This is a genomic window from Pseudomonas sp. PSE1(2024) (assembly GCF_050990555.1).
Classification (GTDB): Bacteria; Pseudomonadota; Gammaproteobacteria; order Pseudomonadales; family Pseudomonadaceae; genus Aquipseudomonas; species Aquipseudomonas aphyarum.
Genome location: NZ_CP158967.1, coordinates 5,077,109 through 5,100,219, shown reverse-complemented (window position 1 = coordinate 5,100,219; position 23,111 = coordinate 5,077,109). Strand labels below are relative to the sequence as shown.

General features: G+C 61.1%; 19 protein-coding genes. 9 read left to right on the top strand and 10 right to left on the bottom strand.

All coding sequences use genetic code 11. The annotated features are described in order from the left end of the window. Positions 1–14 precede the first annotated feature (14 nt). Positions 15–1,070, top strand: a complete 1,056-nt coding sequence (locus ABTV87_RS23125) for an ABC transporter ATP-binding protein (protein ID WP_221533566.1) — start codon at positions 15–17, stop codon at positions 1,068–1,070. Here ABTV87_RS23125 and ABTV87_RS23120 read toward each other — a convergent pair whose 3' ends face one another. Further along, positions 1,071–2,000 (bottom strand): AraC family transcriptional regulator, encoded by a 930-nt coding sequence (locus tag ABTV87_RS23120; RefSeq protein ID WP_085606682.1) that lies wholly within the window; start codon positions 1,998–2,000, stop codon positions 1,071–1,073. It abuts the gene before it with no gap. 335 nt (positions 2,001–2,335) lie between these two features. Between ABTV87_RS23120 and ABTV87_RS23115 the strand changes: the two genes are divergently transcribed. Beyond that, positions 2,336–2,689 carry a putative quinol monooxygenase gene (locus ABTV87_RS23115; protein WP_007960171.1) on the top strand — a complete coding sequence of 118 codons (354 nt, stop codon included), beginning with the start codon at positions 2,336–2,338 and terminating at the stop codon, positions 2,687–2,689. A 43-nt stretch (positions 2,690–2,732) separates the two neighbouring features. Then, on the top strand, positions 2,733–2,975 hold the full coding sequence (locus ABTV87_RS23110) for a hypothetical protein (protein WP_007960172.1): 243 nt from the start codon (positions 2,733–2,735) through the stop codon (positions 2,973–2,975). Between the two features lie 4 nt (positions 2,976–2,979). Here the strand turns inward: ABTV87_RS23110 and ABTV87_RS23105 are convergent, their stop codons facing one another. Beyond that, positions 2,980–3,609 (bottom strand): flavin reductase family protein, encoded by a 630-nt coding sequence (locus tag ABTV87_RS23105; RefSeq protein WP_221533567.1) that lies wholly within the window; start codon positions 3,607–3,609, stop codon positions 2,980–2,982. A 159-nt stretch (positions 3,610–3,768) separates the two neighbouring features. Next, positions 3,769–4,086, bottom strand: a complete 318-nt coding sequence (locus ABTV87_RS23100; protein WP_221533568.1) for a hypothetical protein — start codon at positions 4,084–4,086, stop codon at positions 3,769–3,771. 348 nt (positions 4,087–4,434) lie between these two features. Here ABTV87_RS23100 and ABTV87_RS23095 point away from each other — a divergent pair, with 348 nt between their 5' ends. After that, positions 4,435–5,193, top strand: a complete 759-nt coding sequence (locus tag ABTV87_RS23095) for a COG4705 family protein (protein WP_127799631.1) — start codon at positions 4,435–4,437, stop codon at positions 5,191–5,193. A gap of 129 nt (positions 5,194–5,322) precedes the next feature. Here ABTV87_RS23095 and ABTV87_RS23090 read toward each other — a convergent pair whose 3' ends face one another. From ABTV87_RS23090 to ABTV87_RS23070, 5 genes are all read right to left on the bottom strand, one after another. After that, entirely contained in the window at positions 5,323–6,642 is a 1,320-nt protein-coding gene (locus ABTV87_RS23090; RefSeq protein ID WP_007960177.1) for an MFS transporter, read from the bottom strand. Between the two features lie 302 nt (positions 6,643–6,944). Further along, positions 6,945–8,273, bottom strand: a complete 1,329-nt coding sequence (locus ABTV87_RS23085) for a sigma-54-dependent transcriptional regulator (protein ID WP_221533569.1) — start codon at positions 8,271–8,273, stop codon at positions 6,945–6,947. Continuing rightward, on the bottom strand, positions 8,273–10,033 hold the full coding sequence (locus tag ABTV87_RS23080; RefSeq protein ID WP_085606673.1) for a sensor histidine kinase: 1,761 nt from the start codon (positions 10,031–10,033) through the stop codon (positions 8,273–8,275). Before ABTV87_RS23080 ends, ABTV87_RS23085 begins: the two co-directional genes overlap by 1 nt. A gap of 211 nt (positions 10,034–10,244) precedes the next feature. Further along, complete coding sequence (locus ABTV87_RS23075) at positions 10,245–14,702, bottom strand: SpvB/TcaC N-terminal domain-containing protein (RefSeq protein ID WP_433898422.1); 4,458 nt, start codon at positions 14,700–14,702, stop codon at positions 10,245–10,247. 163 nt (positions 14,703–14,865) lie between these two features. Then, the gene (locus ABTV87_RS23070) at positions 14,866–16,389 is read right to left on the bottom strand and encodes a fumarate hydratase (RefSeq protein WP_007960181.1); all 1,524 of its coding nucleotides are present in this window, start codon (positions 16,387–16,389) and stop codon (positions 14,866–14,868) included. 311 nt (positions 16,390–16,700) lie between these two features. Here ABTV87_RS23070 and ABTV87_RS23065 point away from each other — a divergent pair, with 311 nt between their 5' ends. Genes ABTV87_RS23065 through ABTV87_RS23055 form a run of 3 tightly spaced genes read left to right on the top strand, consistent with a single transcriptional unit; the run spans position 16,701 to position 19,514 of the window. Next, a complete protein-coding gene (locus ABTV87_RS23065) occupies positions 16,701–17,807 on the top strand; it encodes a GGDEF domain-containing protein (protein WP_085606669.1) in 1,107 nt (368 codons plus the stop codon). After that, positions 17,800–18,735 (top strand): iron-sulfur-binding ferredoxin reductase, encoded by a 936-nt coding sequence (locus ABTV87_RS23060; protein ID WP_085606667.1) that lies wholly within the window; start codon positions 17,800–17,802, stop codon positions 18,733–18,735. The genes ABTV87_RS23065 and ABTV87_RS23060 overlap by 8 nt, the downstream gene beginning before the upstream one ends. Before the next feature lie 29 nt (positions 18,736–18,764). After that, positions 18,765–19,514, top strand: coding sequence for an enoyl-CoA hydratase-related protein (locus tag ABTV87_RS23055; RefSeq protein ID WP_007960185.1), 750 nt, complete (start codon positions 18,765–18,767; stop codon positions 19,512–19,514). Between the two features lie 273 nt (positions 19,515–19,787). Here ABTV87_RS23055 and pyk read toward each other — a convergent pair whose 3' ends face one another. Beyond that, entirely contained in the window at positions 19,788–21,239 is a 1,452-nt protein-coding gene (gene pyk / locus ABTV87_RS23050; protein WP_007951250.1) for a pyruvate kinase, read from the bottom strand. A gap of 172 nt (positions 21,240–21,411) precedes the next feature. On the opposite strand from pyk, the gene ABTV87_RS23045 reads away from it, so the two are divergent. Next, positions 21,412–21,798 (top strand): tetratricopeptide repeat protein, encoded by a 387-nt coding sequence (locus ABTV87_RS23045; protein ID WP_433898421.1) that lies wholly within the window; start codon positions 21,412–21,414, stop codon positions 21,796–21,798. Between the two features lie 218 nt (positions 21,799–22,016). Beyond that, positions 22,017–22,376 carry a PilZ domain-containing protein gene (locus ABTV87_RS23040; protein WP_127799615.1) on the top strand — a complete coding sequence of 120 codons (360 nt, stop codon included), beginning with the start codon at positions 22,017–22,019 and terminating at the stop codon, positions 22,374–22,376. Between the two features lie 114 nt (positions 22,377–22,490). On the opposite strand, the gene ABTV87_RS23035 is transcribed toward ABTV87_RS23040, so the two are convergent. Further along, positions 22,491–22,892 carry a DUF6124 family protein gene (locus ABTV87_RS23035; RefSeq protein WP_433898420.1) on the bottom strand — a complete coding sequence of 134 codons (402 nt, stop codon included), beginning with the start codon at positions 22,890–22,892 and terminating at the stop codon, positions 22,491–22,493. Positions 22,893–23,111 lie beyond the last annotated feature (219 nt).

Below are 23,111 nucleotides of genomic sequence, written 5' to 3'. Positions count from 1 at the left end.
TTGAGGTGATTTTTATGTCTGGTCTGATTCTGGAAAACGTCGAGAAACACTACGGCTCGGCCTGCGCGGTGAAAGATGTCAACCTGCATTTGCCCGAGGGCAAACTGGTGTGCTTCCTCGGCCCGTCGGGCTGCGGCAAGACCACCTTGCTGCGAATGATCGCCGGGCTGGAAACCCTCACCGGCGGCGAGATCCGCTTGGGCGGCGAGGACATCGGCCACACCCCGGCGCACCTGCGCAACTTCGGCATGGTGTTTCAGTCGCTGGCGCTGTTCCCGCACATGACGGTGGGCGAGAACATCGCCTATCCGCTGAAACTGCGCGGTGTGAGCAAGGCCGATCAACAGGCGCGGGTGGTGGAGTTGCTGGAGCTGATCCAACTGCAACCGATGATTGATCGCCCAGTGGCCAAACTCTCCGGCGGCCAGCGTCAGCGAGTGGCGATTGCCCGGGCGATTGCTTCGCACCCGAAAATCCTGTTGCTCGACGAACCGCTGTCGGCGCTGGATGCCAAATTGCGTGAATCGATGCAGGTGGAAATCCGCCAGCTGCAACAACGCCTGAACATCACCACGATCATGGTGACCCACGATCAACGCGAGGCCATGACCATGGCCGACATCGTGGTGGTCCTCGGTGAGCATCGGGTGCAGCAGGTGGGGACGCCGATTGAAATCTATCGGCATCCGGCCAACGAGTTTGTCGCGGACTTTATCGGCTCCGGCAATATCTTCCCGGCCACCGCGCTGGGCGATGGCAAGGTCGTACTGCCGGGTGGCGATGCACTGCAAGTGCCGATCTGCAGCAGCATCGTGGTCGGGCAGAAAGTGAAGATGTTGATCCGTCCTGAAGACCTGCAACTGTCGGCGCCCCAAGCCACTGCGGGCAATCGCTTGCTGGGCAAGGTGACGTTTGTGCGGGATATCGGCGCGACCATCGAGACCACGGTGGAATGTTCCGGGGTGACCTTCACGGCGCTGAGCACGCCGTGTCAGGGCTTCGGTCTGGGGATCGGGCATCCGGTTTCGGTGACGTTGCCGAGTGAGGCGTGTCGGGTGCTCGGCGCCTGATCAGACACTCAATCGCAGGCGCGCCAGATCCCTCAACGGCGGCGCGCCAAACAACCGGCTGTACTCACGGCTGAACTGCGACGGACTTTCATACCCCACCCGATACCCCGCCGCCGAAGCTTCCAGCCCCTCAGCCAGCATCAAACGCCGCGCCTCCTGCAGGCGCAGTTGCTTCTGATACTGCAACGGACTCATCGCCGTCATCGCCTTGAAACGGTGATGCAAGGTCGAGACGCTGAGGTTCACTTCCTTCGCCAGATCATCGATGCGCAGCGGCTGTTCGAAGTTGCCGTTGAGCCATTTGATCGCCTGGCTGATGCGGTGGCTCTGGCTGTTGGCGATGGCAATCTCGTACAGCCGATGGCCCTGCGGACTGCGCAGCAGGCGATAGAGAATTTCCCGGCGGATCAGCGGCGCGAGCATGGCGATGTCTTTCGGCGCGTCGAGCAGGCGGGCCAGACGCAGCACCGCATCAAGCATCGCGCTGTCGATTTTCTCCACATACAGACCACGCCCGGTCGGACGGGTGGGCACGCCCATCGGGCCGGCATCGGCGATCAGCGCGGTGATTTCCGCCGGATCGATATCAAGGCGCACGGCGAGGATCGGCTCTTCAGGCGAGACATTCACCACCCGACCGCTCAACGGCATCGAGACCGATACCACCAGGTAATTCAGCGGGTCGTAATTGAAGAACTCATCCGCCAGCCGCACCTCTTTGCGACCCTGGGCCATGATGCACAGCGCCGGTTGTGCAAGCACCGGGGCGAAGTCATGGGACTGGGTGTGGCGCGACATGACCAGCGAGCCGACGGCAGTGGCATAACTGCCATCTTCGGACGTGTTGCGGCGAATGATGGCCGCCAGTTCCGCGCGCTGCTTTTCCATGTCGGCATCGGGCGGCGCCTGAAAACGATCGAATGACGTCATGCACAGCCTCCTCGGCAAGGGATGGAATGGGAGCAGAGCATAAGTTTGTGCAAGCGCAAGCGGTAGACACATCCTGCGAAATGCTTGCCTGATCCTGCATGGCGTTGCGTGCCTGCCCAGACATGAAAGGGCGAGCCCTGTAAAACTTGCTCGAAACCGGTGTGACAGGACGGTGACAGCAATTCACGACTTGTTACAGGTCTGCACGACAGTCTCGCAGGATTGTGCAACGCGACGGCAGGAATCGACTAACGGCGAGCAGCGCCCGGCCCTTAACCTTGGATCCTGTCGCAGCCCGTTCCCGGCTGCCACGCGACTCCCTGGGAGGGTTGAACATGTCCAAGCAGATTCCCGTCAGTCATATGGCCTTCGTTCGAGCGCGCGCCGGGCGTTCGGCGGAACTCGGCATGCGCCTGAGCGCCCTGATCGAACCGTCCCGTGCCGCCCCCGGTTGCCTGAGCTTCGCCTTGCAGCATTCGCAGTGTGATCCGGAGTTGTGGCTGGTCTCCGGTTTCTGGAACAACCAGCAATCGATGACCGCGTATTTCAGCAGCCCGTCGATGGAAATCTTTGCCGAGCTGGTGCAGGAGCTGGTGGTCAACAGCCTGGATTTCCACACCTTCAAGGAAGTCTCGGCCGCCCAGGCCGTAGGGCAATGCACTGCGCCGATACACAAACTCGCCGGTTGAATGTTTAATGTCGGGCTTATCCGACTGAGCCAGGACCTGCGATATGGCACGTAAAGAGTTCGAACACTTCGAAGCGGTTTCCGCTGTAGTCCCCGTCGAGTTGGGCGGCAACAAGGGTTATCACGCGGCAATCGCCGTCAAGGCCCTGGTCGACGGCGGCGCACCGCGCTTTCACAAGCTGCTGAACGATCAGGTTTTCCCCGGCGCCATCGCGGCCGATGAAGCCGCGATCAACGAACTGGACAAGCTCAAGGGCGTCACCGACGACGCCGAGCTGATCTGGTAAGCGCTTACTTCGTCGCCCCCGGGCGCCACATCTTGAACAACGCCTCCGGCCCCAGCTGGAAATAGTCCGCCGGCCCGCCGCCCCGCAGAATCGGTTCGGCGGCGGCGGTGTCGTAGATCCCGTCCTTCAAAAGCCATTTGGCGATGTGCACGGCGACCACTTCGCCGAGCACCAGCCAGCTCGGCACGGTCTCGCCATCGGCGCGCTGCAACTGAATGATCTGGGTGACCTTGCACTCGAAGGACACCGGGCTTTCGGCCACGCGCGGCACGGCAATCACCTTCGACGCCACAGTCGTCAGCCCCGCCAGTTCGAATTCGTTGACCTCTGGCCCGACCATCGCGCAGCTCTGGTTCATCTGCTCGGCCAGCGGGCGGGTGGCGAGGTTCCAGACGAATTCTCCGGTCTGCTCGATGTTGTTCAGGCTGTCTTTGCGACCAACGCTGGAGAACCCGATGATCGGCGGAATGTAGTTGAACGCGTTGAAAAAGCTGTAGGGCGCCAGGTTCAGCCGGCCTTCGGCATCCTGCGAAGAAATCCAGCCGATGGGACGCGGGCCGACGATGGCGTTGAACGGATCGTGGGGCAGACCGTGGCCGTTGGCCGGTTCGTAGAAATGGATGTCATCGGGCATGGAGGGTGTTCCTGAAGGCTTTCGGAAAGGGCTCATATTGCTGGGGCATTCCCATTATTTCCAGCCAAATGCGGAACCCTGTGGGAGGTCGTGAGATTTTTGTTTTCAGAAATGAACAAGCCCGGCAATGGCCGGGCTTTGGTGTCTGCATTCTGGCGATCAGCTGATGGCTGCAGCAGTACCGGTTTTATCGAAACCGTCAGCTGCGATGGCAGCGGCGGTGCCGGTCTTGTCGAAACCGTCAGCTGCGATAGCCGCAGCAGTGCCGGTTTTATCGAAACCATCCGCAGCAACGGCTCTGCCGACGTTGGTCTTGTCGAAGCCGTCGGCAGCGTAGGCGCCGGTGTGGCTGGTTTCGATGGCAGCGCTGGCGCCGGAAATGAAGTCGGCGGATTTGGTTTTGTCCGAACCGTCGGCGGCGAAAGTGTTGGCGGCCAGTACGGACAGGGTCAGGGCGAGGATCAGTTTGGTTTTCATGGTCGTTCTCCAGATTCGAAATTCGTTGGCGATGTGTTTCGCATGGGGTTCATGCTACGCCAATTAAATTGATTAAAAATCGCAAAATAATGCTAAAAACAATCGATTAAATTGATATTAAGGGCGACGCATTCAATTCGCTTTCGTCGTCGGAGCGAGCGTCGCGCAGTTAATCGATCAGGTAGGTGCAGGATGCGGCAGGGGCATTAACCGGTGATTAATCGCCGTTTTTTGCGTGTGTGACAGATTTTTCATGGATTCCCGACCGGTTTTTCACCCGCGCAACGCCAGTCTGCCCACGGCCATAAAGCCAAAAACCGGCCGTCACACACTGGAGCGTTGCCCGCGATGAACAAACTGCCTCAAATCACCCTGGCCTTCTGGGTCATGAAAATCTGCGCGACGACCCTGGGGGAAACCGCGGGGGATTTGTTGTCGATGACCCTTAACGTCGGCTACGCCATCAGCTCGCTGATCCTGATCAGCGTGTTCGTCCTGACGCTGATCGCGCAGTTGATGTCCAAGACTTACAAGCCGTTGCTGTACTGGATCGTGATCCTGTCGACCAGCACCGCTGGCACCACCATGTCCGACTTCATGGACCGCACGCTGGAACTGGGTTACGCCACCGGTTCCATGATCCTGATCGCGATCCTGCTGGCGATCTTCGCGGCTTGGCGCCTGAGCGGCGATTCGCTCAACGTGACCAAGGTGCAGAGCTTTCGCGGCGAGATGTTCTACTGGATGGCGATTCTGTTCTCCAACACCCTGGGCACCGCGCTCGGCGATTACCTGGCGGACGACTCCGGCCTGGGCTTTGCCGGTGGCGCGCTGTTGATCGGCTCGGCGATTGGCGTGGTCGTGCTGCTCAAGTACTTCACGAAGATTTCGTCGGTGGCGCTGTTCTGGGTGGCGTTCGTGCTGACCCGACCGTTTGGTGCGACCTTGGGCGACTTGATGACCAAGTCCCATGAGAAGGGCGGACTGGACTTTGGCACCATCGGTTCGTCGGCGGTGCTGGCGGGGATTCTGCTGGTGATGATCGTCGGGGCGTCGTATGCGCAGAAGCGTTATGGCAGCAAACAGGGCGTTGCCGAATTGTCCTGATACCGAGGTGACTTCAATCGCGAGCAAGCTCGCTCCCACAGGGTCAGTTTTACGCCGATCCAATGTGGGAGCGAGCTTGCTCGCGATGGGGCCAGAACAGCCACCATTGCAGTGGCTGAATAAACCCGATCAGTCAGTGACGATGCGCGAGTGTTTCTGGGTGTCTTTCATGGTGATGTACACCAACAGAGACACCGCGATGCACGCGGTCACGTACCAGTAGTAACCGGTTTCCATGCCGATGCTCTTGAACCACAGCGCGATGTATTCGGCGGTGCCGCCGAAGATCGACACGGTCAGTGCGTATGGCAGGCCGACGCCCAGGGCGCGGATTTCGGTCGGGAACAGTTCGGCTTTCACCACGGCGTTGATCGAGGTGTAGCCGCTGACGATGATCAGCGCCGCCATGATCAGGAAGAACGCGCCCCACCAGGTCTGGATGGTGTGCAGGGTCATCAGGATCGGCACGGTGAAGATCGTACCGAGCACGCCGAAGGCGATCAGGATCGGGCGACGACCGATTTTATCGGACAGGCCGCCGATGATCGGTTGCAGGCACATGAACAGGAACAGCGTGGCGGCGGAAATGGTGGTGGAGTCGGAGATGCTCATGCCGACGGTGTTCACCAGGTATTTCTGCATGTAGGTGGTGTAGGTGTAGAACGCGAGCGTACCGCCCATGGTCAGGCCGACCACGGTCAGCAGTTCCTTCGGATGACGAAGCAAGGTGCGCATGGCGCTTTCCTTGGACTTCTCTTTCTTGGTGAACGACTCGGTTTCTTCCATGCCACGACGCAGGTACAGCGCCACGATTGCGCACAGCGCGCCGATGGCGAACGGAATACGCCAGCCCCACGCGTACAGCTCTTCGGTGGTCAGGAACTGTTGCAGCACGATCAGTACGCCCAGCGCGATGAGCTGGCCGGAAATCAAAGTCACGTACTGGAAGCTGGAGAAGAAGCCGCGACGCTCCTTGGTCGCCATCTCCGACAGGTAGGTCGCCGAAGTGCCGTATTCGCCACCGACCGACAGGCCTTGCAGCAGGCGGGCGAACACCAGCAGGATCGGCGCGCCGACACCGATGGTTTCATAACCCGGGCTCAGGGCGATGATCAGCGAGCCGAAGCACATCAGGTAAACCGAGGCCATCAGGGCTTTTTTGCGTCCGACCTTGTCGGCGTACAGGCCCATCAGCCAGCCACCGATCGGGCGCATCAGGAAGCCCACGGCGAAGATCGCGGCGGTGTTGAGCAGTTGGGCGGTGGTGTCGCCTTTGGGAAAGAAGGCTTTGGCGAAGTACAGCGAGAAGGCGGCATAGACGTACCAGTCGTACCACTCGACCATGTTGCCGACGGAACCGCTGAAGATCGACTTGATGCGACTGGCGGTGGTTCGTTCTTTGGCCGGCACGGCAGCCGACCCAAGAGGCAGGGCGTTGGAGTTATCCATTGAAGGATCCTTCGTTTAATTGTTTTTGTGGAGCGCGTTGAAACGCAGCCTGCGAGGGCCATAGCAGGAGCTGTGCCAACTGGGGGAGGGCCGGTTTAGAGGGGCTGGGGAGATGGGTTGAGCGGGATTTTGCCGATAGGAAGTTGGCGATGAGCGGATTTCCGCCTATCTGATCGTTGATCTGATCGTTCCCACGCTCTGCGTGGGAATGCAGCCCGGGACGCTCTGCGTCCCAAAGCGGACGCAGAGCGTCCACTGAGGCATTCCCACGCGGAGCGTGGGAACGATCAATCATCAAACGATCAATCGGGTACGAACATCTCTCGGGTCAATCCATGCCGCTGCATCTTTTCATTAAACGTGCGACGCGGCAGTTGCAGCTCCTCAAGCACGGCTTTCACATCCCCCTTGTGCCGGGTCAAAGCAGCCCGCAAACACTGCGCTTCAAACGCTTCCTGCTGCGCCGCCAGCGACTGCCCCGGGTCGATGCCCTGCACCGGTTCATCCAGCCCCAGCACCTGCCGCTCGGCAACGTTCGCCAACTCCCGCACATTGCCCGGCCAGTCATGACTCAGCAGATGGCTCAATTGCGCGCCACTGAGCGGCGGGAACGTCCGGCCCAAACGCTGGGCGGCGCTCTGGGCGAAGGATTCGAACAACAGCGGAATGTCTTCGCGACGATCACGCAGCGGCGGCAGGCGCAATTCGGCGACGTTCAGGCGATACGCCAGGTCTTCACGAAAACGCCCGGCCCGCGCTTCATCCAGCAAGTCGGGTTTGGTCGCCGCGACAATCCGCAAGTCCACCCGAATGCTCTGGTTCGAGCCCAGCCGCTCAAGCTTCTGCTCCTGCAACACCCGCAGCAGTTTCACCTGCTGGGCCAGCGGCATGCTCTCGATTTCATCGAGAAACAGTGTGCCGCCATCGGCGTATTCCAGCTTGCCGATGCGCTTGCCCGAAGCGCCGGTGAACGCGCCGCTCTCATGCCCGAACAACTCGGCTTCGAACAACTGCTCGGGGATCGCCGCGCAGTTCAGCGCGACAAAGGGCTTGTCGGCGCGCGGGCCGAAATCGTGCAGGCAACGGGCGACCAGTTCCTTGCCGCTGCCGGTCTCGCCTCGGATCAGCACGTTGACCGGCAATGTTGCGAGGTCCAGCACCTGCCGGCGCAAGGTCTGCAAACCACGGGACACACCGAGCAGCGTCGCATCCAGTCTGGCGCGGTTGTCGGCCTGCTCGTGCAGGGCGCGGTTTTCCAGCACCAGCCGACGCTTGTCCAGCGCCCGGCGCAGGCTGCCGAGCAGGGTCTCGGGGCTGAAGGGTTTTTCCAGAAAATCGTAGGCGCCGTCGCGCATCGCTTCGACGGCCATCGGCACATCGCCGTGGCCAGTGAGCAGAATCACCGGCAGGTCGGCATCCCGGCGCTGCACTTCGGCCAGCAGTTCAAGACCGCTGAGCCCGGGCATGCGCACATCGCTGACAATCACCCCGGCAAAATGCGCGGGCAACGCCGCCAGGCATTCCTCCGCGCGGCTGAACAGCTGCACTTCGAACCCGGACAGGCTCAGCCATTGCTCGACGGCACTGCGAATGCTGCTTTCGTCATCGACCACCATCACCGCGTTGAGCATCAGATGTGCGCCTCCAGATCGATCGGCAAGGTCAGGCTGAACACCGCGCCGTTGTCACCATTCTCGGCGCACAGGCGCCCGCCGGATTCATGGACGATGGCGAACGATACTGCCAGCCCCAGACCCAGCCCGTCACCCACCGGTTTGGTGGTGAAGAACGGATCGAACACCTGACCCAGATGTTCCTCGGCGATGCCGCCGCCGTTGTCGATGACACTCAGGCGCCACAGTTGCTCGTCGGCTTCCAGGCGGATTTCCAGACGTTTGCACGGTTTGCCCTGCATCGCATCGAGGGCATTGCGTAACAGATTGATCAGCACTTGTTCGAGGCGGATCGCATCGCCGCGCACCCACGCCGGACGGGTCAGGTGCAGCACCAGACTGACCTGTTCATCGCGCAGACGCGCATCAAGCAATTGCAGGGCCTGATCGACCACCGTCGCCAGATCCAGCCGCTCGCGCAAGCCGCTGGGGCTCTTGCGGGCGAAGGTTTTCAGGTGGCCGGTGAGGGCGGCCATGCGCGTGAGCATGTCATCCACCGGTTTGAGCGCCTTATAGGCGTCATCGACCCGGCCATGATCGAGCAGCAGACGCAGGGTCGCCAGTTGCATGCGCTGGGCGGTCAACGGCTGATTGATTTCGTGGGCCAGCGCGGCGGACATCTGCCCCAGTGCCGCCAGTTTTGCCGACTGCACCAGACCGTCCTGGGCGGTGCGCAAATCACGGGTGCGCTCTTCGACCAGTTGCTCAAGCTCTTCGCGGCTGCGCTGGCGCATCTTTGCCAGGCGCCAGCGCTGATTGAGGAACAGCAGCAGGAACACCAGCGCCAGCCATACCCCGGCAGCAGCGAGGCCGGCATTGCGCTGATCCTCGAAGGACACCTGCGGATGTCGCAGCAGATGCAGCGTCCAGCCTTCGGCGCTCAGCGGCAGCGATTCCCACAGGTAATCCGCCGTGCCTTGCGGGCCTTCGACGCGGCGCAGATCACTGTTGTCGTCGAAGCTGCGCAGCGCCAGATGCGTCAGCGGCACCAGCGACTGTTTGTCGTATTGGCGGGTGGCCTTGATCTCGCGGTAATCGGCCGGGCTCAGCGGGTGCAGCAGGCGATAGCGCCAGCCGGGCTGGTTGGCGATGAAGATGATCCCGCGCGCATCGCTGACCAGCAGGGTGTCATTGCCTTGGCTCCATTCGCGTTCGAGCTCGGGGAATTCGAGCTTGACCACCATCGCCCCGAGAAACTCGCCGTTGTCGCCGAGCACCGCGCTGGACAGGAAGTAACCGGGAATCCCGCTGGTCACGCCGACCGCGTAGAAACGCCCGGTGCCTTGAGTGCGGGTCTGACTGAAATAGGGGCGAAAGCCATAGTTGTGGCCGACGTAACTGCTGGGCAGACGCCAGTTGCTGGCTGCCACCGCGAGGCCGGTGTGGTCGAGCAGTTCCAGCGTCGATGATTGCGCCGCGCCGTTGATCTTTTCCAGTTTCAGGTTGAGCGCCGCTTGCTGTTCGGCGTCGACCGGGCCGGCCAGCGCCGCACGCAATTGCGGGTCCAGCGCCAGCACGGCGGGCAGGGCGCGATAGCGGTCGATCAGGGTATGCAGCGAGTTGGCGTACAGCGCCAGCTGTTGATTGGCCCGGGCTGCGTCTTCTTCCAGCGCCTGGCGCTCGGCGTGGCGGATCGCAAGCGTTGCAGCAAGGGCGGCACCGGCGATGATCAGCAGGGTATACAACGACAGACGCAGGGTACGGGAAGTCGGCAGCATGCTGGGGCAAACGGATGGCAGGACGGGCGGGCACCATAGCATGTCGCCGGGTGCTGGCAGTGCTATCACACTATAAAATCCGTGTGTTCACGCGGCTGCCTTCTGGCTGGCCCGGTGGTCTCGAAGCGTGTTTGCCAGACCGCGCAGCATGTCAGTGATTCGCCCCCGATGATTGACGACATCTTCGGTGTGAGATGGTGCACGCTGGCGTTCATGACTTGACCCGTTTTGCAGGTTTTGCAGGTGTCGGTTTTTTCGCGGGCCTGGCGGGTGATGGCTCTTGTGTGTCGTTGTAGTCGTAGCTGAGCGTGAACCATGGATGCAAGTGCTCCAAGGCCGTATGGCCCAGCGCATTGATCGTTTTGATCAGTCGGCCCTGGGCGTCGTAGAACATTTGATCGTGATGGCCGTGTTCACGCATGGCGCGGTCATTGATGCAGCGATGGGTATTGAGAAAATACGAGCGATAGACCCGGATAGTCTCGCCCTTATGGTTGTATTCGACACGTCCCATGACCCGCCAGCGACGCGCGGCGGGCATTTCGATCGGCTTGCAGTCGGCGCCGGTCTCGAGGCCGTCCTCGGGCGTCGCGACAAGGGCATCGCCCGGCGGCACGAGCTGTTTGCTTTGCAGCTCGCGGCCAAAACCGTCGACGTAACGGACGGTTATCTGAATCTGTTGCTGCGGGTCGGTGTGGTAGCGGTCGGCAATCAGGTCGACGCTGTTTACCGGCTGCCTGAGGGCGGTCTGGATGATCTTGAGCAGGGTTTGTTCGCTGGCAGTGCGTTTCTTTTGCTGGTTCAGCCAGCGCAGGGCCGATGCGCGTATGTGGCCGTCGGGCAGGATCAGGCCGTTGGCGATCCATTGCTTTCTTTTGAGCCGCGCCGTTTTGACCGGTAGCAATGGCATCCAGCTGAACAGATTGGTGCGCACCACGCCGGCAGCGGATGCCAGCACGGTTTTCGGGTTGGCGAGGGCAAACTCGACGCTCAGATCAGACTGAGGTGGATAAACGGACAGATCTTCGAAACCGGCACGCACGCCTTCCTCGTTACCATGAAAGCTGAAGGCAATCGGTCGACCGCCCGCTTCGTACCGCACTTCGTGAATGTTGTCGTTGTGATCCGTGACACGCTGCACCTGCAAGGTGTGCATGTCGTAGGTCATTGCCGTGACGCAGCCGTCCGGCAGGGTGATGGCAGTGGTCAGCAGATGGTTTGCGTCCCTGGTGATGTGGGTTGTGCCATGGCTGGCGGTCTGCTGAACATCGGTGACGTGGTAGAAACCGCTGGGGTCGGAGTAGGTGAAGAAGCCGCTCTGTGCCGACCAGAGGTTTTTCAGAAGATCTTCATCCGTGTCTGGCGGCAAAAACAGGTTCATGGGCTTGTAGCCGATTTTTGTCAGCTCGTCCCGAATGACAATCGGGACGTCGACGTAAGCCGCCAATGCCTTTTTGTCGAACACAGCCCGCTCGGTCGGTCCCTGGCGCGGTGGGTACTCGATCTTGCCGTCCATCTCCAGATAATTCTGCTGCGAGAGCGAAATCAGTTCGCGTTCCGATGTCCACTCTGCGCAGCCCTCATACTTTTCGAAGTTTTCGAAATTGATGTCCGCCGATTGCAGCCCGTCCGGCAGCGCTCCCTTGGGCAGCATCAGCGCATTGCTGCGCTGGCGCCAGGGCAAACCGAGCAGCCAGTGGTCTTCAGTGATCAGATGAATCGGCTCGGCAAGGGTTTCCGTCAGATAGAAGTACCGCTGTTGCTCATCGTGACTGTCCAGCCAGGCGAGCTGTTGATCCTTTTGAGCGAAAGGCGGTTCTTCGGTTTTAGTGCGGCGGCGTGCGCAGGCGACCGCGAAGCGGTGAGTCGGATGACCGAACATGTCCCATGCCAGACCGACCGCGTGCTGACAGCGGGGGTCATCCATGAAACGTTCGTATTGCTGGCTGCGGTTTTCCAGTTCCAGCACCAGCAGGCTGGACGGGGTTTCGTCGACGACCCGAACCAGATAACGGAATTCTCTCAGGTAAATCAGGTGAGCGGGAGCGGGGTCGTCCGCCTGACAGGCTTCAATGCGAAGCAGACGACCGGCCAGGGCGTAGGCGACTTCGGGATCGTCGCTCTTGCGCCGTTTGCGAATTCGTTCTCTACCGCGTCTGGCGTCGAGCGTTGAAGTGACGGTGGGCCCAAAGGGCGTGATTTCATCGTCGAGTTCGCTGATACCTTTCAAAACCGGATCGACACTTTCGCCGGTATGAATCCATTGAGTGGTGCGCATGGGGGCTGTATGGCCACTTTCGGCCTTGCCCGGTTCCAGTTCGCTGTCGATCTGACAGACCCGGCCGAAGCCGCGGAATTCGCGTTCGCGACCGTCGTAATAACCCTCGAAATACTCATGGAACTGCATCAGGTAATTGCCGGTGATTTCATCTTCCTGACGCAGCCAATGGAGCACCATCTGCGGAAACGGCAAATGGCACACCGGCTTCCTGCGTGCCACCAATTCCTGGCGTTTTTCATCCAGCCAGAATTGCGCACTGCTGCGATATTGCAACGACGCGTTGTAACCCATGTTGTTGTTGCATCCAGTGAGCAGGTATGGCCGCGCGTCGACCAGGTTATACACATAGTGTCGAGGTGACATGTGCGGAACGGTCAGCAGCAGGCTGGCGCAGCCAATGCCCCTGAGATCAGCAAAGGTCACCTGGCAGAGGTTGTCGTAGCGCACGCCTCTGGGCCATGGAATTCGGACGGGTTCCGATGCCAGGGAGTTGCCACCGTGGTTCAACCAGATCTCGAAGAAGTCCGAATACAGGTAAATGAGAGCCGGAGCACCGGAACCGTCTACGTCGGCGATGCGCACTCGGTCGGGATCGAACTCGCCATATTTGAACGGCAAGTCGCTCATCTTGAAACCCTCGCCAAACCGGCCATGCCCGAGGCTGATCCAGCAGCGGATTTCATCATGGCGGATCCGGCACAGTTCCATACCGCTGGCGCCCATATCGCTGAAAGACACCAATTCGTTACCGGCTCCACTGAACAGCGGCAATCGGTCCGGGGTATGGGGTACATCCTTGCCGGGAGCAAAGCCTGTTTCCCTCAAATTCGCGTACACCCGTACGCTTTTCGGTCCGATCAGCGCCAGGGAGTTGAGACCGTCACCGCTCAAGTCACCCAATTGGGCCAAATAATGGAAGAACTCCACGGGAAACTGCTTGAACGATTTGAACAGCGACCAGGTGCCATCCGGATTGAGCGTGTAATACCCGCTGCCGTCGGGCTGTGCGACGATCCAGTCCAGGCGTCCGTCGCCGGTGAGGTCCATGAGGATTTGCACCACCGGTTTGTTGCTGTCGGCATTGGGGATCAGCGGCAGCAAGGTCCACGGGCCGTAGATGATTTCGTCAGTGCCGGGTGTGCCGCGCAGAGGCTCACGGTAATACCAGGCGTTGTCGTGCTGGCAGAGAAAACCAGGCAGGCCTTCTCCGTAAAGGTCGACGCAATGATAGGGCTTGCCGTCGTTGAGGCCCGGCATATGGTCGAGTGCCAGAAACGCCTGGGGAAAGGGGTTGAGCTTGAGCGGCTCATAGCAGTACTCAAGCGGCGGTAATTGTTTGACGTGCCCCTCTGCGTCGTAACTCATGTAATGCGCGGCTTTGAGGTGGTTGTATTGACGCGGCGTGGGTTCGTGCTCCAGCAACAGACGTTCGACCAGTACCGGGTCGGGGCCGATGTGGTTGAACAACAGAAACTGCTGGCACAGGCGCCGGGTGCCAATCTCGAAACCGAAGCGATGATTGCGAAACGGATCGCTGCGCAGCAGCCATTTGTTCTCGTTCGGGGCTGAATAGGGGGGAACAGCCTCGCGCCGGGTGACGCGCTCCCCGTAGTCGACTATCAGACGGAACAGCCAGTCCAGCATTTCTGGCTGCGAATGATCAAGGCAATACAGATCAGTGCTGGCGGTCTTGTTGCAATAACAGACCTGCCGCAGATAGCGCTGGGCCTGATAGGCAAAGCGATCGTCGGCGACCTTGTCATCGGCCTTGTACTCGTAAAAAATGTTTTCCCCCACCGCGCTCCTGGTTTCCACCAGCAGCCACGCGGCGATATGGCTCGGCTCTGCCGGGTCGTAGATGCACGATCCCTGGTTATTGCCATAGCAATGTTGCGAGCCGTCGGCGCGGGAAACGATCCAGAAGGGGTTAGTACTGTCATCCGGTGTCCAGAGTTCGTAGCGGTCAAACGTAATTTCCAGGCGAGGGATGTAACGCACCACCGAAAACTTTCGGGCGCTCTTGCCTTTACCCCGAGTGCGTCGGGTTACCTTGATCTTGCCGCGGGTCGTCAGCTCGGGTCGCAGGTCGGTGCCGTCAGCCTGCATGACGTCGTCGGGTGCGTATTTCGGAACGCCCTTGCTGGTCTTGCGGAAGATGACCGGCAGCGGTAAATCCCAGCCGAGGCCGCACTTGCCGTTGCCCGCGTTGCCGTCATAGACCAGTTGCAGGTCAGGATTGAGCGAGCGCGCAGGGATGATCGGCAACGTCAGCGTGTAAGATCGCTGCCCGGTCGCACCGATTTCCCCCCAACTGCGTCCATTGGTGGCAATGGAGGCGGTCTTGGCAATAGAGGGCGGGGTGACGAGCGCATCTGCATCTGGAACCATGGCAACGCAACCAGTGAATGCCGAGATTGCACGCTAACAGAGCATTATTTTTTCGACACCTGTCAGATCTGACAGGTGCCCGCGCCTGCAATTTATGGCAGGCGAAAAAAAGGCCGGGCGGTCATTGCTGACCGCCCGGCCTTTTTACTAACAGACGAAGCGCTTACTGCACTTCAACCGCCAGGCTTTCGCTGATCTTCTGTTGCCAGATCGCAGGACCAGTGATGTGTACCGATTCACCTTTGCTGTCCACCGCTACGGTGACCGGCATGTCCTTGACCTCGAACTCGTAGATCGCTTCCATGCCCAGCTCGGCAAACGCCAGAACCTTGGACTTCTTGATCGCTTGCGCCACCAGGTAGGCGGCCCCGCCGACGGCCATCAGGTACACAGCCTTGTTGTCCTTGATCGCGTCGATGGCGGTCGGGCCGCGCTCGGACTTGCCGATCATGCCCAACAGGCCAGTCTGCTCAAGGATCTGACGGGTGAACTTGTCCATCCGCGTGGCGGTGGTCGGGCCAGCCGGGCCAACCACTTCGTCACCGACCGGATCAACCGGGCCGACGTAGTAGATGAAGCGACCTTTCAGATCCACCGGCAGGGTTTCGCCCTTGTTCAGCATCTCGACCATGCGCTTGTGCGCAGCGTCGCGACCGGTGAGCATCTTGCCGTTGAGCAGGACGGTTTCGCCCGGCTTCCAGCTCTGCACGTCTTCCGGGGTCAGGGTGTCGAGGTTGACGCGACGGGCCGACGGGCCGGCTTCCCAGACGATTTCCGGGTAAGCGTCCAGCGGTGGCGCCTCCAGCGAAGCCGGGCCGGAACCGTCGAGCACGAAGTGCGCGTGACGGGTGGCGGCGCAGTTCGGGATCATGCACACCGGCAAGGAGGCGGCGTGAGTCGGGTAGTCCATGATCTTCACGTCGAGCACGGTGGTCAGGCCACCGAGGCCTTGGGCGCCGATGCCCAGCTGGTTGACCTTCTCGAACAGCTCCAGACGCATTTCTTCGATGCGGTTCTGCGGGCCACGGGCCTTGAGCTCGTGAATGTCGATGGACTCCATCAACACTTCTTTTGCCATCACAGCGGCTTTCTCGGCGGTACCGCCGATGCCGATGCCCAGCATGCCCGGTGGGCACCAGCCGGCGCCCATGGTCGGAACGGTCTTCAGCACCCAGTCGACGATCGAGTCGGACGGGTTGAGCATGGCCATTTTCGACTTGTTCTCGGAGCCGCCGCCCTTGGCCGCCACGTCCACTTCCACGGTGTTACCCGGGACGATGGAGTAGTGGATGACCGCCGGGGTGTTGTCCTTGGTGTTCTTACGCGCACCGGCCGGGTCGGCCAGGATGGAAGCACGCAGGACGTTTTCCGGCAGGTTGTAGGCGCGGCGCACGCCTTCGTTGATCATGTCGTCCAGGCTCATGGTCGCGCCATCCCAACGCACGTCCATGCCCACACGCACGAACACGGTCACGATGCCGGTGTCCTGGCAGATCGGCCGGTGGCCGGTGGCGCACATGCGCGAGTTGATCAGGATCTGCGCCATCGAGTCACGGGCCGCTGGCGATTCTTCGCGCAGGTAGGCTTCGTGCATCGCCTGGATGAAGTCCACGGGGTGGTAGTAGGAAATGAACTGCAGGGCGTCGGCAACGCTCTGAATCAGGTCGTCTTGCTTGATCACGGTCATGAGTCGCGCTCCTCTAAAAGACGGGAACATTCAATAAGGTGCCTGCGGCTTGGGTGCATCGGTCGGTCGCAGACACCTTTCAAGGCACGCCGGGGCTGCTGACGCGACGCTAAAAAGGCGCGGCAGTATACCGCGCCTCGGTGGCGGGCACATCTGCCGGGAGTCATTCGTTGGTCGCATGGCTGCAGGTTTTTGACGCCAAATACCCGGCCCGAAAATCAATGGTCATTTATCGCCTGCGCCACTAAAGTGGCAGCCGGTCTGTAGAGTAGGACACTCGGTCAGCCTCTTATCGCACGGTGAGTCAACGATTGACCCATAACGCCATTCAACGTCTTTTGCTCAAACGCTTCGCCCTCGCTGCAGCCACCTATGGATTGGCTTTGCTGCTGCTGTGGCTGGCGTATTTCACCGGTCACTACAACGACTCGCTGGCGGGCGTTGCCATCGGCAGCGCGCTGGTGGTGATCAGTCAGGCGGCCCTGTTCGCTGTGTTCTTTTCCGGCTGCAACCTGCGCTTCTCCGACCCGAGCCTGACCGAAGTTCAAGTGCTGCTGGGCCTCGGCTGGCAGACGTGGCTGATCGCGCATCTGGAAGAGGCGCGGGGCGAGTTTCTGGTTTTCTATGTGCTGGTGCTGCTGTTCGGCCTGTTCCATCTGTCACAGCGGGCGTTTGTGCGCTGCGCCATGCTGGTGTTCTTCAGCTTCTGCGCTATCACACTGTGGGACGGTTACCACTTGCGGCTGCACGATCCGGCGCTGTCCGCGTTGCAGGCCTGCATCCTGCTGATCGTGCTGGCGTGGCTGGTGATTTACGCCCGCTTCGTCCAGACCTCGCGCCAGCGTATGCGTCAGCGCCGGTTTGCCTTGCAGGCGCATCAGGACACCCTGCGCGGGATGATGCGCCAGCTCGAAGACCTGGTGGCCACCGATGAACTGACTGGGCTGTTCAATCGCCGGCATTTCCTGCGCCTGGCCACCCGCGAGCTGAATGCGATGGAGGCCGACGTGGTGCATGGTCTGGCGCTGATCGATCTCGATCACTTCAAGCGCATCAACGATATTCACGGCCACGCCGCCGGCGATCAGGTGCTGCAAGCCTTTGCCGGGGTGGCCGGGGCCTGTCTGCGCGACGGCGACGTGTTGGCGCGTTATGGTGGTGAAGAATTCGTGGTGCTGCTGCCCGATTGCAACGCCGAGCGCCTGACCGCTTGCTGCGAACGGCTGCGCATCGCCTTCACCGACGTTGAACTGGTGGGCCTGAATGTGAAAAACCTGAGCCTGTCCGCCGGCATGACCCTGCTGGAACTGGGCGATGATCTGGACGATGCCTTGCAGCGCGCCGATCAGGCGCTGTACCGGGCCAAGCGCGACGGGCGCAACCGTTGCGCAGCCGCGTGGGAGAACGTCGATGCCTGAACTGCGGGTCGGTGAACGACAGTGGTCGGTGGCAGCGGGCAGCAACCTGCTCGATGCCCTCACTCAGAACGGTGTGGCGGTACCTTATAGCTGCCGCGCCGGCAGTTGCCATGCGTGTCTGGTGCAATGCGTGCAGGGTTTGCCCGCCGACAGTCGCCCCGATGCCCTGAGCGCCGAGCAGCGTGATCAGGGTTGGCGGCTGGCCTGTCAGTGCCAGGTGATCGAGGACTTGCAGGTGCACACCTTCGATCCCGTCACCGACGGTCGCCCGGCCACGGTCGAAGCGCTGGACTGGCTCGGCGACAGCGTGTTGCGACTGCGCCTGACACCTCAGCGGCCGTTGCGCTACAGCGCCGGTCAGCATCTGGTGCTGTGGGCCGGCCACATTGCGCGGCCGTATTCGCTGGCGAGCCTGCCGGAAGAAGACCGCTTTCTTGAATTCCACCTCGATTGCCGCCAGCCCGGCGAATTCAGCGATGCTGCACGACGCTTGCAGATTGGCGACCCGATCCGCCTCGGCGAACTGCGCGGCGGCGCGCTGCATTACGACCCGGACTGGCACGACCGGCCGCTGTGGCTGCTGGCCGCCGGCACCGGGCTCGGCCCGTTGTTCGGTGTGTTGCGCGAAGCCTTGCGTCACGATCATCGGGGCGCCATTCGCGTCATTCATCTGGCCCATGATGCCGACGGGCATTACCTGGCCAAACCCCTTGAAGCATTGGCCGCGCAGCGGGAAAACCTCAGCGTTGAAGGGTGGACGGCGGCCGAGTTGCCGGGCGCTTTGGCGCAACTGCGCCTTGTCTCCCGACAAACCCTGGCTTTAGTCTGCGGTTCGACTGCCAGCGTCGACGCGTTTGCCAAGCGTCTGTTCCTGGCCGGACTGCCGCGCAATCAACTGCTGGCCGATGTCTTCCTGAGCCGTGGTTGAGCGCTGAATTCTCAGACGCGAGACCTGCCATGCCCGAAGCCATCCTGCTGCACCGCGAACGCGGTTTGCTGACCCTGCGCCTCAATCGCCCGGACAAGAAAAACGCCCTGACCCGCGCCATGTACAGCCAATTGGCCGAGGCGCTCAAGCAGGCGAATCACGACCCCGAAATCAACGCCGTGCTGATCACCGGCAGCGCCGAGTGTTTCACCGCCGGCAACGACATCGCCGACTTCATCCAGCAACCGCCGAGCGACCTCGACAGCCCGGTGTTTCACTTCATGCTCGAACTGCTCGAATGCCGCAAACCGGTGATCGCCGCGGTGGCCGGAGCGGCGGTGGGGATCGGCACGACGCTGTTGCTGCATTGTGATCTGGTGTACGTGGCGCGGGATGCGCGGTTGCGCATGCCGTTCGTCAATCTCGGGTTGTGCCCGGAGTTCGGCTCCAGCCTGATCCTGCCGCGTCTGCTCGGGCAGGCCAAAGCGTCGGAATTGTTGCTGCTGGGTGAAGGTTTCACCGGCGAGCAAGCGGCGCAATGGGGGATCGCGACCGAGGCGCTGAGCAGTGGCGAAGCGGCATTGGCCAAGGCGCGAGAGATGGCGCTGCGGTTTGATGAACTGCCGGCCGAGGCGGTGCGCATCAGCAAGCAATTGATGCGGGCGCCGGATCGCGAGTTGATTCGCAAGGTGATCGAAGAGGAGGGCGCGCTGTTCACCCAGCGGCTGAGGTCGCCGGAGGCGTTGGCGGCGTTGACGGGGTTCATCAAACGCCATTGAGATATCCGCCGACCGCCGACCGCCGACCGCCGACCGCCGACCGCCGACCGCCGACCGCCGACCGCCGCCGCACTCCGTGCACCGATCGTTCCCACGCTCTGCGTGGGAATGCCTCAATGGACGCTCTGCGTCCGCTTCGGCATGGGACGCGGAGCGTCCCGGGCTGCATTCCCACGCGGAGCGTGGGAACGATCAAACTAGTAACGATCAGTCTGAAATGAAAAAGCCCCGCCATTCACACGGCGGGGCTTTTCGTTTTCAGCAACCGGTCACTCAGACCTGCGGGTCGCCCACGTGCAGGATCTTCATGCCGTTGGTGCCGCCGGTGGTGTGGTAGCTGTCGCCCTTGGTCAGGATGACCCAGTCGCCTTTCTCCACCACGCCGCGCTTGACCAGCTCGTCGATGGCTTTCTGGCTGACTTCGTTCGGGGCCAGCGAAGCCGGGTCGAACGGTACGGTGTACACGCCACGGAACATCGCAGCGCGAGCCTGGGCTTCGCGGTGCGGGGTGAAGCAGTAGATCGGCACCGACGAACGGATACGCGACATGATCAGCGGGGTGTAGCCGCTTTCGGTCAGCGCGATGATCGCTTTCACGCCCGGGAAGTGGTTGGCGGTGTACATGGTCGCCAGTGCGATGCTCTCGTCGCAGCGCTCGAATTCCTTGCCGATGCGGTGGCTGGAAGTCTTGCTGGTCGGGTGCTTTTCAGCGCCGACGCAGATGCGCGCCATCGCCTGCACGGCTTCCAGCGGATAAGCGCCGGCAGCGGATTCGGCAGACAGCATCACGGCGTCGGTGTAGTCGAGCACGGCGTTGGCCACGTCGGACACTTCGGCGCGGGTCGGCATCGGGTTCTGGATCATCGACTCCATCATCTGGGTCGCCACGATCACAGCCTTGTTGTGGCGGCGTGCGTGCAGAATGATTTTCTTCTGGATGCCCACCAGTTCAGCGTCGCCGATTTCCACGCCCAGGTCACCACGGGCCACCATCACAGCGTCGGAAGCCTTGATCAGACCGTCGAGGGTTTCGTCGTCGGCCACGGCTTCGGCGCGTTCGATCTTCGCCACCAGCCAGGCGGTGCCGCCGGCTTCGTCGCGCAGTTGACGGGCGTAGTTCATGTCGGCGGCGTCACGCGGGAAGGACACGGCGAGGTAGTCGACTTCCATTTCAGCGGCGAGCTTGATGTCGGCCTTGTCTTTTTCAGTCAGGGCCGGAGCGGTCAGGCCGCCACCGCGACGGTTGATGCCTTTGTGGTCGGACAGCGGGCCGCCGATGGTCACGACGCAGTTCAGTTCGGTCGCGGTGGCGGTTTCAACGCGCATGACCACGCGGCCGTCGTCGAGCAGCAGCTCGTCGCCCACGCCGCAGTCCTTGACCAGGTCCGGGTAGTCGATACCGACAACCTGCTGGTTGCCTTCGGTCAGCGGATGGCTGGTGGAGAAGGTGAACTGGTCACCGATCTTCAGCTCGATACGCTTGTTGGCGAATTTGGCGATACGGATTTTCGGGCCTTGCAGGTCACCCAGCAGGGCGACAAAGCGGCCGTGCTTGGCAGCGAGGTCACGCACCAGCTTCGCGCGAGCCTTGTGCTCGTCGGGGGTGCCGTGGGAGAAGTTCAGACGGGCGACGTCCAGGCCAGCCAGAATCAGCTGTTCGAGAACTTCCGGCGAGTTACTGGCCGGGCCAAGGGTAGCGACGATTTTGGTACGACGGACGGACATGCAAAGACTCCTCAGGTTCAAGCGCTCGCAGAGGCTACTACGCTCTTTGGGTGTAGTCATTGTTCGTTTGCACTACTTATTGTTTTCTTTATTGAACGCGACAATCGGAACAAAGGGCTCTGAAGATTTCTCGCCAGAGGTCGATAATGATCACAAGACAGGAGAATACCCCATGCGATTCGTGCCCATTGCCGCCCTTGCCCTCAGCGTCCTCGCCGCTTCGGGCTGCACCCGTTGGTCGATGAACCATCATTTGAACAACGCCTACAATGCCTACGACCGGGGCAACTGCGAGCAGGTGATGCTCGAACTGTCCAAGGTCGAACGCGCCAGCCGTGCACGCCCTTATGTGTGGCCGGAAGTGTCGATGATGCGCGGTCAGTGCCTCGAACGGCAGAAAATGTTCGTCGATGCGGCGCAGACCTATCAGTTCATCATCGCCTCGTACCCCAACAGCGAATACGCCTACCGCGCCCGCGCGCGTCTGGAAACCCTGCAGAGCCTGGGTCACTACCCGACTCGCAGCGCTGCCGCCGTGGTACGTCCAACCCGCTTCTGATGGTAGTTGTCATACAAAAGCTGGCTGCTTGTATAGGGTGAGCTATAGTCGAATGACACCGGTGCAGATCGAATTCAGTACCGGCGCAACACCTGCGACTGGCATGAGCAGTGCGTGGCAAGCGCCACACCGGGAGCGGGGAGAGCGAACCTGACGCACAGGTCCGTTCCGAAGCGAGAGTGCGGCTCTGTGATGGAGCCTTGCATGGCGAATTGCGTATGTTTACCGACCGTCGAATCGAACGGCATCAGCTGCCGTATTTTCTGCGAGTATTCAACAGCGTCACCGACAAACCCATCGGCTTTCTGGGCAACGTGTCCGAAGACGGTTTGATGCTCATCAGCCAGTTGCCGATGATGATCGGTGCCGAATTCAACCTGCGCCTGAAAATCCCCTTGGGCGAGGGCTGTCAGCAGGTCATCGACCTCACCGCGTGCTGCCTGTGGTGTCACGAAGACGCGACCCCCAAACACTACGACGCCGGCTTCAGCCTGTACCGCACGCCGCCCGAGTATGGGCAACTGGTCGAGGCGTTGAAGCAGTACTTCAGTTTTCAGCCGTTGCCGGCCTCGGCCTGATTCATATCCGCCAGAAACATCGCGGGCAAGTCCGCTACCACAAGGACACCACTGATCCCTGTGGGAGCGGGCTTGCCCGCGAAGGCGTCAGCACTGACACCCTCTATTCAACGGCTAGGCAATAGCGATCGCCCGCTCGTTATCCAGCGTCTTCTCCACCAGCAACAACCCCAACTCACTCAACTGATAGATCGCCATCGCCAGATGCCGCGGCTTGTCGTCCAGGCTGTCGGCCAGGTCGAGCAGCAGGATGCTGACCGAAGAAAAGGTCTCGTAGGTCTGGATGGCGATCGCCTCGGGGTTGATTTCAGGATCGACCTTGAACATCTGCATGCCGCGATCCACGGAGTTGCGCGGTTTGTCCTTTGGGGGATTGAGATAGAAATCCAGGGCTCGGTGAGCGGCGTCGTGGAGTTTCTTTGAATCGACGGAGGCGTAGGGGGAGACCGGATCGGGTTGATCGGTCGGGTCTGTTGGATCGGTGTCCGAAGGAGGATTTGGAACTGGCTTTTTCATGTATTTCGTACTCGTCGATAAGACCACCATCGGCTCGCGACTAAACGAGAAAAGGGTGGCGGCTGTAAGCAGGTTAGTCGACCGGGAGTACGTACCGGTGCGCCCGAGGGCGCCCTGCGAACAGCCACCATCGAGTGCGGGGATAGGGAATACCCGACTTGATGACGCTTATGCGCAACGTACTAAGACCCCGGGCGACTAAACCCGGCCGCTGATTGG

What these genes read in the sequence shown, in the direction of transcription:
- ABTV87_RS23090 (WP_007960177.1), bottom strand. Translation starts at nt 6,642, where the DNA reads ATGGATAACTCCAACGCCCTGCCTCTTGGGTCGGCTGCCGTGCCGGCC.
- ABTV87_RS23085 (WP_221533569.1), bottom strand. Translation starts at nt 8,273, where the DNA reads ATGCTCAACGCGGTGATGGTGGTCGATGACGAAAGCAGCATTCGCAGT.
- ABTV87_RS23110 (WP_007960172.1), top strand. Translation starts at nt 2,733, where the DNA reads ATGGCACGTAAAGAGTTCGAACACTTCGAAGCGGTTTCCGCTGTAGTC.
- ABTV87_RS23095 (WP_127799631.1), top strand. Translation starts at nt 4,435, where the DNA reads ATGAACAAACTGCCTCAAATCACCCTGGCCTTCTGGGTCATGAAAATC.
- ABTV87_RS23035 (WP_433898420.1), bottom strand. Translation starts at nt 22,892, where the DNA reads ATGAAAAAGCCAGTTCCAAATCCTCCTTCGGACACCGATCCAACAGAC.
- ABTV87_RS23060 (WP_085606667.1), top strand. Translation starts at nt 17,800, where the DNA reads ATGCCTGAACTGCGGGTCGGTGAACGACAGTGGTCGGTGGCAGCGGGC.
- ABTV87_RS23040 (WP_127799615.1), top strand. Translation starts at nt 22,017, where the DNA reads ATGTTTACCGACCGTCGAATCGAACGGCATCAGCTGCCGTATTTTCTG.
- ABTV87_RS23070 (WP_007960181.1), bottom strand. Translation starts at nt 16,389, where the DNA reads ATGACCGTGATCAAGCAAGACGACCTGATTCAGAGCGTTGCCGACGCC.
- ABTV87_RS23055 (WP_007960185.1), top strand. Translation starts at nt 18,765, where the DNA reads ATGCCCGAAGCCATCCTGCTGCACCGCGAACGCGGTTTGCTGACCCTG.
- ABTV87_RS23080 (WP_085606673.1), bottom strand. Translation starts at nt 10,033, where the DNA reads ATGCTGCCGACTTCCCGTACCCTGCGTCTGTCGTTGTATACCCTGCTG.
- ABTV87_RS23120 (WP_085606682.1), bottom strand. Translation starts at nt 2,000, where the DNA reads ATGACGTCATTCGATCGTTTTCAGGCGCCGCCCGATGCCGACATGGAA.
- ABTV87_RS23045 (WP_433898421.1), top strand. Translation starts at nt 21,412, where the DNA reads ATGCGATTCGTGCCCATTGCCGCCCTTGCCCTCAGCGTCCTCGCCGCT.
- ABTV87_RS23125 (WP_221533566.1), top strand. Translation starts at nt 15, where the DNA reads ATGTCTGGTCTGATTCTGGAAAACGTCGAGAAACACTACGGCTCGGCC.
- ABTV87_RS23115 (WP_007960171.1), top strand. Translation starts at nt 2,336, where the DNA reads ATGTCCAAGCAGATTCCCGTCAGTCATATGGCCTTCGTTCGAGCGCGC.
- ABTV87_RS23075 (WP_433898422.1), bottom strand. Translation starts at nt 14,702, where the DNA reads ATGGTTCCAGATGCAGATGCGCTCGTCACCCCGCCCTCTATTGCCAAG.
- ABTV87_RS23100 (WP_221533568.1), bottom strand. Translation starts at nt 4,086, where the DNA reads ATGAAAACCAAACTGATCCTCGCCCTGACCCTGTCCGTACTGGCCGCC.
- pyk (WP_007951250.1), bottom strand. Translation starts at nt 21,239, where the DNA reads ATGTCCGTCCGTCGTACCAAAATCGTCGCTACCCTTGGCCCGGCCAGT.
- ABTV87_RS23105 (WP_221533567.1), bottom strand. Translation starts at nt 3,609, where the DNA reads ATGCCCGATGACATCCATTTCTACGAACCGGCCAACGGCCACGGTCTG.